General features: G+C 34.2%; 16 protein-coding genes and 24 tRNA genes. All 40 read left to right on the top strand.

The window, feature by feature from the left end; all coding sequences use genetic code 11:
- A partial coding sequence (locus Q0L65_RS03425) for a DNA/RNA non-specific endonuclease (RefSeq protein WP_296683456.1) occupies positions 1 to 470 on the top strand: 470 nt, incomplete at its 5' end.
- Between the two features lie 33 nt (positions 471 to 503).
- On the top strand, positions 504 to 740 hold the full coding sequence (locus Q0L65_RS03420) for a hypothetical protein (RefSeq protein WP_296683453.1): 237 nt from the start codon (positions 504 to 506) through the stop codon (positions 738 to 740).
- A complete protein-coding gene (locus Q0L65_RS03415) occupies positions 733 to 945 on the top strand; it encodes a hypothetical protein (protein WP_296683450.1) in 213 nt (70 codons plus the stop codon). Before Q0L65_RS03420 ends, Q0L65_RS03415 begins: the two co-directional genes overlap by 8 nt.
- 30 nt (positions 946 to 975) lie before the next feature.
- Positions 976 to 1,635: a hypothetical protein gene (locus Q0L65_RS03410; RefSeq protein ID WP_296683444.1), complete on the top strand. Its 660-nt coding sequence runs from the start codon at positions 976 to 978 to the stop codon at positions 1,633 to 1,635.
- 372 nt (positions 1,636 to 2,007) lie between these two features.
- A tRNA-Ala gene (locus Q0L65_RS03405) sits at positions 2,008 to 2,079 on the top strand.
- A gap of 31 nt (positions 2,080 to 2,110) precedes the next feature.
- Positions 2,111 to 2,182: transfer RNA gene (locus tag Q0L65_RS03400), tRNA-Val, on the top strand.
- 6 nt (positions 2,183 to 2,188) lie between these two features.
- Positions 2,189 to 2,260: transfer RNA gene (locus tag Q0L65_RS03395), tRNA-Arg, on the top strand.
- Between the two features lie 6 nt (positions 2,261 to 2,266).
- Positions 2,267 to 2,339: transfer RNA gene (locus tag Q0L65_RS03390), tRNA-Leu, on the top strand.
- Between the two features lie 10 nt (positions 2,340 to 2,349).
- Positions 2,350 to 2,431 (top strand) — tRNA-Tyr (locus tag Q0L65_RS03385).
- Between the two features lie 44 nt (positions 2,432 to 2,475).
- Entirely contained in the window at positions 2,476 to 3,009 is a 534-nt protein-coding gene (locus Q0L65_RS03380; protein WP_296683441.1) for a hypothetical protein, read from the top strand.
- 2 nt (positions 3,010 to 3,011) lie between these two features.
- A tRNA-Phe gene (locus Q0L65_RS03375) sits at positions 3,012 to 3,088 on the top strand.
- Between the two features lie 5 nt (positions 3,089 to 3,093).
- Positions 3,094 to 3,167, top strand: a tRNA-Lys gene (locus tag Q0L65_RS03370).
- Between the two features lie 10 nt (positions 3,168 to 3,177).
- A tRNA-Pro gene (locus Q0L65_RS03365) sits at positions 3,178 to 3,256 on the top strand.
- Between the two features lie 7 nt (positions 3,257 to 3,263).
- A tRNA-Ile gene (locus Q0L65_RS03360) sits at positions 3,264 to 3,336 on the top strand.
- 9 nt (positions 3,337 to 3,345) lie between these two features.
- Positions 3,346 to 3,416, top strand: a tRNA-Trp gene (locus tag Q0L65_RS03355).
- A gap of 6 nt (positions 3,417 to 3,422) precedes the next feature.
- Positions 3,423 to 3,494, top strand: a tRNA-Arg gene (locus tag Q0L65_RS03350).
- A gap of 10 nt (positions 3,495 to 3,504) precedes the next feature.
- Positions 3,505 to 3,578, top strand: a tRNA-Cys gene (locus Q0L65_RS03345).
- Between the two features lie 112 nt (positions 3,579 to 3,690).
- A tRNA-Asp gene (locus tag Q0L65_RS03340) sits at positions 3,691 to 3,766 on the top strand.
- 3 nt (positions 3,767 to 3,769) lie between these two features.
- Positions 3,770 to 3,857: transfer RNA gene (locus tag Q0L65_RS03335), tRNA-Ser, on the top strand.
- A gap of 177 nt (positions 3,858 to 4,034) precedes the next feature.
- A tRNA-Ser gene (locus tag Q0L65_RS03330) sits at positions 4,035 to 4,120 on the top strand.
- A gap of 8 nt (positions 4,121 to 4,128) precedes the next feature.
- Positions 4,129 to 4,214: transfer RNA gene (locus Q0L65_RS03325), tRNA-Leu, on the top strand.
- A 19-nt stretch (positions 4,215 to 4,233) separates the two neighbouring features.
- Complete coding sequence (locus Q0L65_RS03320) at positions 4,234 to 4,692, top strand: ribonuclease H-like YkuK family protein (protein ID WP_296683438.1); 459 nt, start codon at positions 4,234 to 4,236, stop codon at positions 4,690 to 4,692.
- Between the two features lie 47 nt (positions 4,693 to 4,739).
- Positions 4,740 to 4,811, top strand: a tRNA-Glu gene (locus Q0L65_RS03315).
- Positions 4,812 to 4,824: 13 nt separating this feature from the next.
- Positions 4,825 to 4,895, top strand: a tRNA-Met gene (locus Q0L65_RS03310).
- Positions 4,896 to 4,904: 9 nt separating this feature from the next.
- Positions 4,905 to 4,976: transfer RNA gene (locus tag Q0L65_RS03305), tRNA-Met, on the top strand.
- Positions 4,977 to 5,118: 142 nt separating this feature from the next.
- Positions 5,119 to 5,191, top strand: a tRNA-Thr gene (locus Q0L65_RS03300).
- Between the two features lie 6 nt (positions 5,192 to 5,197).
- Positions 5,198 to 5,271: transfer RNA gene (locus Q0L65_RS03295), tRNA-Ile, on the top strand.
- Positions 5,272 to 5,404: 133 nt separating this feature from the next.
- Positions 5,405 to 5,476, top strand: a tRNA-Gly gene (locus Q0L65_RS03290).
- Between the two features lie 9 nt (positions 5,477 to 5,485).
- A tRNA-Gln gene (locus Q0L65_RS03285) sits at positions 5,486 to 5,556 on the top strand.
- A 5-nt stretch (positions 5,557 to 5,561) separates the two neighbouring features.
- Positions 5,562 to 5,633, top strand: a tRNA-Asn gene (locus tag Q0L65_RS03280).
- A gap of 147 nt (positions 5,634 to 5,780) precedes the next feature.
- Positions 5,781 to 6,119: a hypothetical protein gene (locus Q0L65_RS03275; RefSeq protein WP_296683435.1), complete on the top strand. Its 339-nt coding sequence runs from the start codon at positions 5,781 to 5,783 to the stop codon at positions 6,117 to 6,119.
- Between the two features lie 328 nt (positions 6,120 to 6,447).
- Positions 6,448 to 6,939 carry a hypothetical protein gene (locus Q0L65_RS03270; RefSeq protein WP_296683434.1) on the top strand — a complete coding sequence of 164 codons (492 nt, stop codon included), beginning with the start codon at positions 6,448 to 6,450 and terminating at the stop codon, positions 6,937 to 6,939.
- A gap of 113 nt (positions 6,940 to 7,052) precedes the next feature.
- Complete coding sequence (locus tag Q0L65_RS03265; protein WP_296683432.1) at positions 7,053 to 8,729, top strand: cohesin domain-containing protein; 1,677 nt, start codon at positions 7,053 to 7,055, stop codon at positions 8,727 to 8,729.
- 1 nt (position 8,730) lies between these two features.
- Positions 8,731 to 9,102, top strand: coding sequence for a hypothetical protein (locus tag Q0L65_RS03260; RefSeq protein WP_296683430.1), 372 nt, complete (start codon positions 8,731 to 8,733; stop codon positions 9,100 to 9,102).
- A gap of 8 nt (positions 9,103 to 9,110) precedes the next feature.
- Entirely contained in the window at positions 9,111 to 9,425 is a 315-nt protein-coding gene (locus tag Q0L65_RS03255) for a hypothetical protein (protein WP_296683428.1), read from the top strand.
- A 33-nt stretch (positions 9,426 to 9,458) separates the two neighbouring features.
- On the top strand, positions 9,459 to 10,004 hold the full coding sequence (locus tag Q0L65_RS03250) for a hypothetical protein (protein ID WP_296683426.1): 546 nt from the start codon (positions 9,459 to 9,461) through the stop codon (positions 10,002 to 10,004).
- A gap of 159 nt (positions 10,005 to 10,163) precedes the next feature.
- The gene (locus Q0L65_RS03245) at positions 10,164 to 10,475 is read left to right on the top strand and encodes a hypothetical protein (protein WP_296683424.1); all 312 of its coding nucleotides are present in this window, start codon (positions 10,164 to 10,166) and stop codon (positions 10,473 to 10,475) included.
- Positions 10,459 to 11,178 carry a hypothetical protein gene (locus tag Q0L65_RS03240; RefSeq protein ID WP_296683422.1) on the top strand — a complete coding sequence of 240 codons (720 nt, stop codon included), beginning with the start codon at positions 10,459 to 10,461 and terminating at the stop codon, positions 11,176 to 11,178. The genes Q0L65_RS03245 and Q0L65_RS03240 overlap by 17 nt, the downstream gene beginning before the upstream one ends.
- A 6-nt stretch (positions 11,179 to 11,184) precedes the next feature.
- Positions 11,185 to 11,604 carry a hypothetical protein gene (locus tag Q0L65_RS03235; RefSeq protein ID WP_296683420.1) on the top strand — a complete coding sequence of 140 codons (420 nt, stop codon included), beginning with the start codon at positions 11,185 to 11,187 and terminating at the stop codon, positions 11,602 to 11,604.
- A 46-nt stretch (positions 11,605 to 11,650) separates the two neighbouring features.
- The gene (locus tag Q0L65_RS03230) at positions 11,651 to 12,484 is read left to right on the top strand and encodes a peptidoglycan-binding protein (protein ID WP_296683418.1); all 834 of its coding nucleotides are present in this window, start codon (positions 11,651 to 11,653) and stop codon (positions 12,482 to 12,484) included.
- Positions 12,485 to 12,641 lie beyond the last annotated feature (157 nt).

Raw genomic sequence — 12,641 nt, 5'->3', positions numbered from 1 at the left:
CTCCGTTAAAACGTAAGGATAATTTTAAACCAGATCCACAATTACCATCTGAAACAACATTAGCAAATGACTATGTTAAATCAGGATACGATAGAGGACACGTAATGCCTGCTGCTGATAATTTATGTCAAACACCTCAAATACAAGATGAATGTTTTTACTTTTCTAATATGCTAGCTCAAACACATCGTTTAAATGCTGGTGATTGGAAATCATTAGAAACAGCTACTCGAAATTGGGCAATGTTGGCTCCTAAAATCGTAGTATGGGCAGGTGGTATCGGTGAATTAAAGAAAATAGGCACAACATCAGTACCATCACAATGCTATAAAGTAATTTATATTGCTGGAACTAATAAATGGTATGCTTATTTATTCAATAATGACCTATCAAATCCAGACGGATATGAAAATAATGCAGTAGATAAAGCATTAATTGAAAAATTAACTGGATTAAAGTTTGTTTTATAAGATTTCCTTATTACATTTAGGAAAATAAAAGTTATGGCTGATTTTTCAAAACAATGGTGTGAATTAAATGATCCTGAAATGCCTTGGGATTTCGATATTTTAGAAGTAGCAGAACGATTAGAACTAGATCATTTTGAATATTATATTTGTGAAGGATTTGGTTTTATAGCAATTGCTAAAGATGAAGAAGGTGAAATAGAATTAGGATTTCGTAATTATATTACAGATCTAATAGAGTGGAAAACATATAATGAAGTTATAAATGGATAAATTTGTAGTAGATACAGTAGTAGCAAGTATTATTGCTAAATTTGAGCGTAGAGCTCGTATGGGAAAAGAAAAATATGGTACTGATTTAGATCGTACTGATAAAGATTTAGAGTTCTATATTGAATCAGCATTAGAAGAACATATGGATGCTATTTTATATTTAAAAAAAGCATTGATGATTATTCAAGAGAGTAAGGAGTCCTAATATTTATTATTGGATAAATCACTCACAAAAATGGATTATAGTAAAGTATACAATCAAATAATAAAACGTGCCCAAACTAGAATATTAGAAGGATATGGTGAAAATCATCATATTATTCCTAAATGTATGGGAGGTATAGATAAAAATAATATTGTTAGATTAACAGCAAGAGAACATTTTCTATGTCATTTATTATTATGTGAGATGTATCCTGATAATGTTAATTTATCTCGTGCTTTATTTTTGATGTCAACTAATAAGAATAAAAAACAAAATCAAAGATATAAAGTATCATCTAGAACGTATGAGCAATTAAAACAAACATTTATTAATCATACTACTGGATTATCTAAACCAGATGGATTTGGAGATAAAATATCTCCATTATTAAAGAAAAGAAATATAGATTGGGAAACAAGGAATAAAAAAGCAAGTGATAAACTAAAAGGTAGAGAAATAACCTGGAATTTAAAAGGAATAAAACGATCATCGGATATATTAGGTAAACCAATTGCTATCCAGCAATATGCATTGGATGGAGTTTTATTAAATGAGTATAAAAGTATAGCTGAAGCTGCTAACGGAAATAAATCATTACATGAAAGTATTAGATGTAATATTAATGGGAAATATAAAACAGCTGGAGGATATGTTTGGAAAAAATTAAAACAAGAATTACAAAAAGATTAGGATTCGAAAATTTCCTCATTATATTTATAATAAATAAAAATAAAATGAATAAAGATTTAATAATTAGAGATAGATTAATTGATTAAAATAATTTGGATTTTAAAAATTTCCTCATTATATTTAAGAAAAGTTAAGGGAAACTTAATTTGTATATATTTATTAACATAAAAGCAAAAATGCAACATACATTCTTACATACAGTCAATTTAAATCGCAACACGAGATCGTGGCAGGGAAATTGTCTGTTTATGGGCATTCCGGCGAGCGATTATAAGCACGATAGGGGCAAGAATGTAAGTATAAAATAACATATACAAATACAGTAAATTCAGCCCCTAACCGCAAGATTAGGGGCTTTTTTAATTTATATATGGGCTTGTAGCTCAACGGCTGAGCGCTTCATTTGCAATGAAGATGATGTGGGTTCGAATCCCACCTTGTCCACAGTAATTGTTCTTTGATTTCATGGCAAAATGCATTCTTAACTCAATGGCAGAGTGCCGTCTTTACATGGCGGAGGTTGGGGGTTCGAGTCCCTCAGAATGTACAATATGTGTCTTTAGTTTAACGGATAGAACTTCTCACTTCTAATGAGACAGTAGGGGTTCGATTCCCTTAAGACATACATAATGCTCTATTGGTGGAACGGAAGACACACTGGACTTAGACCCCAGTTATTACAGGTTCGAGTCCTGTATAGAGTACAGTAAATATGCCTGTATCGCATAGCGGCAATTGCAAGACACTGTAAATGTCTCCTCTTCGGAGTTCGGCGGTTCGAGTCCGTCTGCAGGCACATCAGAAGTTCGAGATTTATATATTTATTATAAATGATAATATATGAATACTAGAGAAAAAATTTTAAAATTAAACAATGAAGGTAATAATATACCTGAAATTTGTGAATTATTAAATATAGGTAAAGGTACTGTTGGATACCATTTAAAACAATTAGGAATAAAATGGGATAGAAAACGTACTGAAAAAACTAAAAAGAAAATTAGTGAATCACAAATAGGAAAGACAAAAAAGAAACGAGAAACAAAACCAAAACAATATAAGCGAAGTCAAGAAGGATATATTAATCCCAAATCACATGATTATTGGCCTATATTAAATGGAGATGTTAAATATGTTGGAACTTATCATAATTCCATTAGAGGACAGTTAAAACGATTTATAGTAAAAAATAATATCATACCTTATATATGTGATGAATGTAAATGTGATGATAATTGGAGAGGTAAGAAAATGCCTTTAATTTTAGATCATAAAAATGGTATTAGAGATGATAATAGATTAGATAATTTAAGATTTTTATGTTCTAATTGTGATTCAATTCAGGATACATATAAAGGAAGAAATAAAAATTAATTGGAGCAGTGGCAGATGAGGTGCATTGCGCTGGACTGAAAATCCAGAGGAACAGGATCGATACCTGTCTGCTCCACCATTACTGACTCCGTAGCTCAATTGGTCAGAGCACTACACTTTTAATGTAGGGGTTATGCGTTCGAGTCGCATCGGGGTCACGATTAATAACGGATAGTAGAGGAGTCAGGTTTATCTCGCTACATTTGGGATGTAGAGTACGCAGGTTCGAATCCTGCTTATCCGACCACTAAAACGCTTATATAACTCAATGGTGAGAGTACTGACCTGATACGTCAGAGGTTATAGGTTCGAGTCCTGTTATAAGCACAATAATATACGGATATGGTGAAATGGTATCATCCCGCTCTCCAAAAGCGTTATTCAGGGTTCGAGTCCTTGTATCCGTGCAATTTGCTCTTATAGTTCAATGGATAGAACACTTCACTACGGATGAAGAGATTGGAGTTCGAGTCTCTATAAGAGTACATTTAATAAGGTCGATTAGCCAAGTTGGTTTAAGGCTGGGCTCTGCAAAAGCCCGATCACAGGTTCGAATCCTGTATTGACCTCGGTGATTGTGGTCTAATGGTCAAGACTGGGGTTTGTGGTACCTCCAATAAGAGTTCGATTCTCTTCAATCACACAATAGGAAATATACTATTTCCAGATTATATTTAGTACGGTGCTAAGGTCAAATGGTTAAGATATCTCCCTGTCACGGAGTTTGGAACGGGTTCGAATCCCGTTAGTACCGCCATAAGGAGGGTTGCCAGAGATGGATTATTGGACTGGTCTTGAAAACCAGCGATCGTGAAAGCGATCCGTGAGTTCGAATCTCACACCCTCTTCAGTTAAAATTGTAGTGTGGCGAAATGCGTACGCTCGGCAACCGCACCGTCCTGTCTCGGCGGCGGGGATAACGAAATAAAGTAAGGATATCGGGGTAGACCACCAGCTTGCAAGCGCTATTGTCCTTTACCTAATTGCCCCTTGGAGGTTCGAATCCTCCCACTACAGCTATATATAGAGAGTTACCCAAGTTGGTGAAGGGGTCACATTGCTAACGTGATAGGCTGTAACAGGCGCGAGGGTTCGAGCCCCTCACTCTCTACTGAAAACGCGCCAATGGTGGAACTGGTAGACACGCAAGACTTAAGCTCTTGTCTGCCGAAAGGTGGGTGCAGGTTCGATTCCTGCTTGGTGCACAATTTAAATAAATGGGATATGAGAAAATTCAAAACACTTGCTACTAAAACTCCGATTGAGTTGATTAGCTACATTAACGAGTACAAGCAGACACATCCCAATTTAGAAATGTTAATTGGATGTGACTCACAAAACAGGAAAAAAGAAACGTTTTACGCTATTGTAATAGGTTTATATACTCCTAAAAAAGGTGCACACGTCCTTTATACTAAGTTCGAAGTACCAAGAGAAAAAGACAACGTAACTCGTTTAATTAACGAAGTATGGTTTTCAGTCGAGGTGGCTGAACAAATTAGAACTGAATTAGATATTAGAGCTAAATTTATCGATATTGACTTAAACCCAGACCCAAAATACAAGTCAAATGCTGCATTAAACAGTGCTGTTGGAATTGTAACTGGAATGGGATATACAGTAAGACATAAAGGTCATTCTCCTATGATGACATATGCTGCAGATAATTTAGTAAAATTATAGGAATAAAAAATTTCTTAATTATATTTATAGTGTAATAAGAAATTGACGCCCCTATCGACAAGCGGTTAAGTCACATCCCTTTCACGGATGAGTCACGGGTTCGAATCCCGTTGGGGGTACGTAATTACTTGTAGCGCGGTGGTGTAACGGTAGCATACAGGGCTCATAACCCAGAGACGGCAGTTCGATTCTGCCCTGCGCTACAAGTAAATGTCGATATAGTGAAATGGTGATCACAAAGCTCTCATAAGGCTTTATTTCAAGTTCGAATCTTGATATCGACACAGACTCTCATCTATGGCTGCACAGAGATCTGATGAGACTCGTTAGGCATTGCAGATGCCCTGAACGAGGGTTTGGGAATACAGAAGTTTGGCACCCATCACGAAGAGTACCAACCCTTGTCAGGTAAAGCTCTTCAAATTTGCTTCCTTAGCTCAGTTGGTAGAGCTCTTGTTTTGTAAACAAGTGGTCACTGGTTCGAACCCGGTAGGAAGCTCAATAGGGGCCTATAGCTCAGTTGGTCAGAGCAGCGCACTCATAATGCGAAGGTCGTAGGTTCGAGCCCTACTTGGCCCACAAAAGATAAGTAGTGAAGCTGTAGTTAGCACACCACTGATAAGGGTGATTGCATTAAAAAAGGGTTAATAGTAGATGCAAGTGAAATCAGGCTAACCAGGAACCCCGAAAGACCCGAAGCTTATCTTTAATTGCAGGTATCGTATAATGGTCATTACTCTAGCCTTCCAAGCCTGAGATTTCAGTTCGATTCTGAATACCTGCTCAGTAAAATTGCCCGATGGTGTAGCGGTAGCACAAACGTTTTTGGTGCGTTTAGCATAGGTTCGAATCCTGTTCGGGTAACATAAGTTGGTATAGCTCAATGGTGGAGCAATCGGCTGTTAACCGATAGGCTATAGGTTCGAGTCCTATTACCAACGCTTATATTTATTATTATGATATCAGCAGTATTAATTTCGTTATCAATTGGATTTTCAGTAGGATGTATTAGTACTTTACTTGCATTCGATTGTCCTAAATGCAAATGCAACGAAGAACCAAAAAAACAATTACTAAAAGGATAGGTTATGTTTGATTTAAAAGAATTATTACTATTGCTAGGTTTAGCATCAGGACCAGTTACTGGAACATCAGATATAATGATGTATAAACAAAAACTACAATCTGAAATCATCACTGATCACAACATTCAGACTGAAATTAAATCGCTTGAATATAAGAAAATCTGGGAAGATGCTAACGATGAAGATTATGCTAGTCGTTGGTTAAAAGGTGAAAAAGCAAGTGATAAAATCAATAAGTTGAAATCTCAACAAGCAAAAACACGTAAGAAAATAAAAGCGCTAAAACAAATCATTGAAAAAGATTCGTTAGAGCGCATTAAAGTAGAACCTATATCATTATAGGTATGACTATCTTACTAAGCCGATAAGTCTTTATTAAGATCTAATAACCCGTTTCTTCCACCAGCATGTCTGCGATTAGAGATGGGTTGTTTTGATTTACGCTCAGTATTGTCAAATTTAACTAAAACTGCGCTGAATAAGGTACTAATTAATAATGAGATTGCTAATAATGGCATTTTATTTTACATTTTGTTCACTTATACATATAGTACATTTCTACGAAAACGACAGAATGCCATAAAATTCGTCGAAAAATCCACTCTGTGCCTATGATATTTAAATCGATTTTATTAGTATATACTATATTTATTATAGAACTAATAACAATATGAAAATAATAGGCTTAATCTTCGGATTTTTAGCCGTTTCGCTTATAGGTTATGCTGAAACGCCTAAAATCTATCTACATAACGTAGAGAATAAAATCCAAATCGGTAAACTAGCCGGTAATCGTAATTTAGCATTCGGTGTTAAAAATATAGTTGAAGAACTATTATCAGAAAATTATTCATTAGTACCTACTCAAATTGATGCTGATTATTCAGTACAAGTCGATATCGTATTTTTAGATGTTGAACAAGCAAATATGAGTATAGGTATAATGCATCAAGATAAACAATCAGTCGTTATCAGTATGGTTGGAAAACTATTAAAAGGCGACAAAGTTATCAAAACAAAAACAGCAACTGAAAAATCATCTGAAGTATCTATGTCTACTTTAGTAATTTCTGAAGCTGGTGGTTTTAATCAAACATCATTAAGCAATGCATTGAAAAAAGCATCAGTTTCATTAACTACTAAATTGTTAGATAAAATATGAAAAAATTATTATTCTTACTATTATCATTAGTAAGTTTAAGTGCATTCGCACAAGAACCAAAAATTAGATTAGCTACAGACTCTACAAAAGTTAACGTTAATGGTCAACCAATTATGAAGGGAGACGATTTTCTAGTTGATGTTCAGTTATATGCTAATAGTAACACAACAGCTCGCTCTTTGTATTTTGATTTTGAATTTCAAAATACAGCATTTGATTTCGTTAGTGTAGGTAATACAGGAACTGGAGGTAATGGTGGATATCTACCTTATGGTTCACAAATTACAATGACTAACTACACTTATCCTGGTTACTCATATGCAGGTAATGCTAATAATACAACTGCAAACGGTAATCAAAATTATAATAACTGTGCTTACAACTACACAGCAGGAGGTCCTAAAACAATTATTCGTGTTTATTTAAACTGGGCTACTACTAGTGGACTTCCATATAATGAATGGGGTACATTATTGAGAATGAAATTTAGATTAAAAACAACAGCAGTGGGTGATGCTTGGGATCCAATCAAAATGAACTTTGCAGCATCATTCAACCAAAATGGTTCAGCAGGTTCTTGTATAAATGAGATTCCATTAACAAACGTAATTACTCAAAATCCAGATGCTCATAAGTTTGTAAAAGCTAATCTTGATTTAAATGGTAATGTACCGTATACAGCAATTAAAGTTGGATTCTTAAAATCAGATAATACAGGTCCATTATTTGATGTAACATCAACTGGTAAAGTAAATATTGTAGATTCATTATTAACAGGTAATACTCAGTATCGAATTATGACATTTGTTAGTATGGATCAAATGCCATCTATAATGAATGCTGCTGTATCTGTTTCTGATTATACTACAGCTGAAGCTGAATTCGTATCTCAAAACTTAGATAGAACATACAATAATCAAAATATCATGACTGGTATGGGTTATTTTGCTGCTGATGTTAACCGTTCAAATGCATTTGATGGTGGTGATTTAACTAAATTGTATGCTCAAGCAGTTGGTGTAAACCAATTAATTGTAGTACCACAAGGATATGTACAAGGAAGTGGTGGATTTATGAGTGTAAATACATTTAAAGCAACATCATTTAATAATGCTACTCCATCAAACGTATTTACTGACTTCCCAACAAATACTCAACAAGTATATTCATTTACAACTCCTACAAATCCAGGTTTTCCAGAAACAATTCAAGTAAAGTATTTACTACCTGGTGATATTAACCGTTCTCACTCATCTCAAGTAGTAATTAATGGAAGTATTGCTACAAATGCAGTAGTTGCTTTAAATAAGAGTATTGCAAATAAAGCAATGATGAATAGAACTGTAGGTTTAATTAACACACCACAAGCAGTAGCTGCAATTGATGTAAATTTAAAAAACACAACTGTAACATCTAATTCAATAGAAATACCAGTATCAATTAATACTAATGGAATTAACTTATCAGCATTACAGTTTGAATTTGCTTATGATGCAAATAAAATTAAATTTGAATCAATGAAATCTGAAGTACCTAATGATTGGTATGTATTTGCTAATTCAGTAACAGGTAAAGTTAAATTTGGAGCTATTGATCAAAAATTAAAAACTCCATTAAATGGTGCTTCAATCCCATTCAAATTAAAATTCACTACTCTACAAAATGGATTAGATATTAATTCATACATCAAAGTAACTCCTGCACAAGATGCAGCAGATACTAAAGGTAACCAAGTAGGAATCAACTTAAATACAGAAGTAATAAAATTAACAGGATATAATAATTTCTAAAATGAAGAGAATAGCATTAATTGTTTCAACCGCCCTTATATTTATTATCGCAGGATGTAGTGATCTTGAACAATTTGAAACTACTCCTCAAATTAATTTAGGTACAGTAGCAAAATCTACAGATATTAAAAGTATCGAAGCTATTGGAGGAAAAGTTACAGTTAAATACACTGTAACTCCATCAGCAAAATATTCAGTACAAGTATTTGAATTTGCTCAAATGGAACCTAAAAAAACATTACCGTTTACTGCTGTTGATTCAGTAGAAACAAAAGTATATGAGTTTTCAGATTTAAATGACGGGTTATATGATTTAGTTTTGACCGACATATCTGGAACTTCAATTAAAAAACCATTAGTAATTAAAAAATAAATAATAATATGGCAGAAGAAGCATCAGAAAGCACAGGAGGTTCATTAAAGAACATTCTAATCGGATTAGCAAGTACTATCGCATTAGGCGTTGGTGGATTTGTAACAAAACAATTGACAGGTGAAGGTGATGAACCAGCACAAGCTACTACAGCTCCAGCACCAGTAATCAATATTACAAATTCAAACGCTCAACAGCAATCAGCTGGTGGTGGTAAAACAGTAATTATTAAGGAAAAAGAAGCAGCACCTGCTCAAGCAACTCCTGCTAAACCAAAACCTAAAACAGCTAAAGAAGAGTTAGAAGAAGCTCCTAAATGGTAATTAAAAATGAAGTTATTTAAAGAAGAACAACCTATGGCCGCACCTGCTCCAGTACCTACAGGATTTAAAGACCTGTTAAATGCAATGATGAAACGTAGATGGTTTATCACCGCTATGGTTTTAGGAGGATTTATGTTAATTATTGGTGGTATATTTACTGCTATTGCATTAGGAACTACCATTGCGGGTGAATGGAAAGAATTATTAATGTTATTACTTGGAGCTTTCATTGGTTCATATGGTAAAATCATTGATTATTGGTTTAGTGATACAGATAAAGATAAAATGTTAGTTCAGAAAATGGACGAGGAAGACGGTGTATCACTATCCAATACTGGTGGAGGTGATGCACCAACTCCATTACCAACTCCTGAAAAGAAGGGCGTTGAAATTGATGAAGACGGAGATGGTGTGATGGATGGTTTAGATCATGATGGTGACGGTAAAATCGATGAATACTTCGCTCATCGTCAATGTGAACATGTATGGGGTGATGCAGATGGTGATGGAGATGAAGAATGTCTAAAATGTGGTAAAATTAAAGATGTTGAAGAATCAACAGACGAATTAGAAGGATAATAAAGATGGAAAAGGTATATAAAATTTATTCAAAATTGGTTTTAGCTGGTATTATTATTGGTTTTAGCATTCAGATGTATTTTGTATACCTACATTTTACTAATCAGAAAGATAAAGCTAATCAAATAGCGGCTCAAATCTCAAAACAACCCTGGTAAAATGGAAATATTAAAAAAATTTATGGATGGTGCTAAGTCACTATTAGCAGATGAAAAAGGTGCTGTATCATCAAAACGTTTTGTTGGATTATTAGCAGCAATTACTTTATGTGTTACAATGTATCACAACTCATTCTCAGATATAAGTGTTGCACCCGCAGATTCATTAGTAAATGCAGTAGCATTATTAGCATTTGGAGCTTTAGGTTTATCTTCAGTTGATAAATTTACAGGAATGAAAGATCAAATTTCTAATGCTACAAAATCAACTAAAAAACAAGAACAAGAAGAATCATATGATTATGAAGGTTAATTTATTGGTTTTACTTCTTTCTCTGTTATGTTTACCTGTATTGGGTCAAACTATTGGTTCTGTAAAGACAGAAGCATATCAAGCTGATTTTGAGAAAAAACAATCAATTGATGTTGTATCTGATTATGAAGGACCAAAAATCCCAGTTCAATTATTAGGTATTGGAATTACAGATGAGATATTTGCAATGTACCCAGAACTTAAAGACAAACGTGTTGGCTTAGGTTTAACAAATATCGTAGTTGAATTCTTAGAAGAAACTAATCGATTTACTTTTACCGAAGATAAAGCCGAGATTAAGAATAGAATGGTAAAACAATTCCAAGCATCTCAATCAGGCATTACAGAAAATAAATTAGATGGTAGAGGGAAAATTAAATTAGCACAATATTTCGTATATGTAGAGGTATACGACTTCTCAGTTTCTGAAGACGAGCAATTAAAATTGAAAGATGGTGTTAAACAAACTCAAACTACCAGGCTGGGCTTACAAGTTAAGTTCGTTAATGCCGAAACTTCTGAGTATATTACTGGTTCAGGCTTAGGCGAAGCTAGTACAATTAAACAAGGTGCGTTATCGGATTCGTTTGATGAGATTAAATTTAATCAATCAACAATTGGTATCACAACTAAAAAAGCGTTGGAAACAGCGGCTTCAAGGATAGTATCACGTATGATAAAAAAGTCTATATTCAAAAATTAAAAAAAAATGAAAAAGTTATTATTAATTACTGTTTTGTGTATGTTTGCAGTAGCTGCTAACGCACAAGAATTTTTCGGTTCCGCTACTAATAAAGGTGGAGATGGCTACATAACAGGTGGTTACATCAAAAATGGTTGGGGTGCTTATGCTGGTTTTAAATTTGACGCAGATCCAATGGTATCAACAAAAACAGGTAGTTTTGATAAAACTATGAAGTTCGGTATTATTCGTATGGCTCCTAGTGGACGCTTTATGGTTGGTGCTGGTATTCAACCTGTAGGAGATGTTAATAAGCCTAACGTATGGGCTGGATATGCTCCGTTAAAATCTGAAGGACTTAAAATTTGGGTTATTGGAAACTTAGTAGGATCTAATTTCACACCAGGTTTAGGTTTAACTTACAAATTGGATAAAATTCAATTCTAAGAACAAAGAGTACAACTGTAATAATTAACTGATAAATAATATAAAAATGCTATTAAAACTTGGTTCCGAAGGGGACGATGTAAAAAAATTACAAGAAAAGTTAGGCATAGAAGCTATTGGTAAGTTTGGTCCTAAAACAGACGCTGCTGTTAAAGCATGGCAAACTGCTAATGGGCTAACTGCTGATGGTATTGTTGGAGACGGAACTTGGGGTAAATTATTTGGTAGCGCTGCTCCTGCAGCTCCAGTTGCTGCTTCTCCCGTTGCTAACTCTGGTAATTTAAAATTAGCTAATTTAAAAGGACACATTCCAGATGCAGTAATCGCAATGATTCCTGATACAGCATCTAAATTTGGTATTAATACACCATTACGTTTAGCTCATTTTCTAGCACAATGCGGTCACGAATCAGGTGGATTTCGCGCAACACAAGAAAATTTAAATTATTCCGCTAAAGGATTAATGGGTATATTTAAAAAATATTTCCCAACTGCTGCACTTGCTGCTTCTTATGAAAGAAAACCTGAAAAAATTGCTAATCGTGTTTATGCTTCTCGTATGGGTAATGGGGCCGAAGCCTCTGGAGATGGATATAAATTTAGAGGAAGAGGATATATTCAATTAACAGGTAAAGAAAATTATACTGCGTTTGGTAAAGCAATAAATGAAAATATATTAGCTAATCCTGATTCAGTATCTTCAAAATACGCCTTATTGTCTGCTGCTTGGTTCTTTTCTAAAAACGGATTACACAGAATGGCAGATGAAGGATCATCAGATCAAGTAGTAACCAAAATTACAAAACGAGTTAATGGTGGTACAATTGGATTACCAGATCGTATTAAACACTTCAAAGAATATTATAAGTTACTAGCTTAGTGAGATATGTCTTATTATTCTTACTATTAACTGTTTCATTCTTAAGTAAGTCACAGGTACTTACTAATGCATATTTTGACCCCTGTTCGAAACAAATGGTAACCTATGATGTTCCGATCGGGGGTTCAGTGTTTATTGTATATCGTAGCTCGTCTCG

It is taken from the genome of Flavobacterium sp. (assembly GCF_024642105.1).
Classification (GTDB): domain Bacteria; phylum Bacteroidota; class Bacteroidia; order Flavobacteriales; family Flavobacteriaceae; genus Flavobacterium.
Note: the sequence above shows the minus strand (reverse complement) of the source record. Positions and strands in the feature narration are given on the sequence as shown.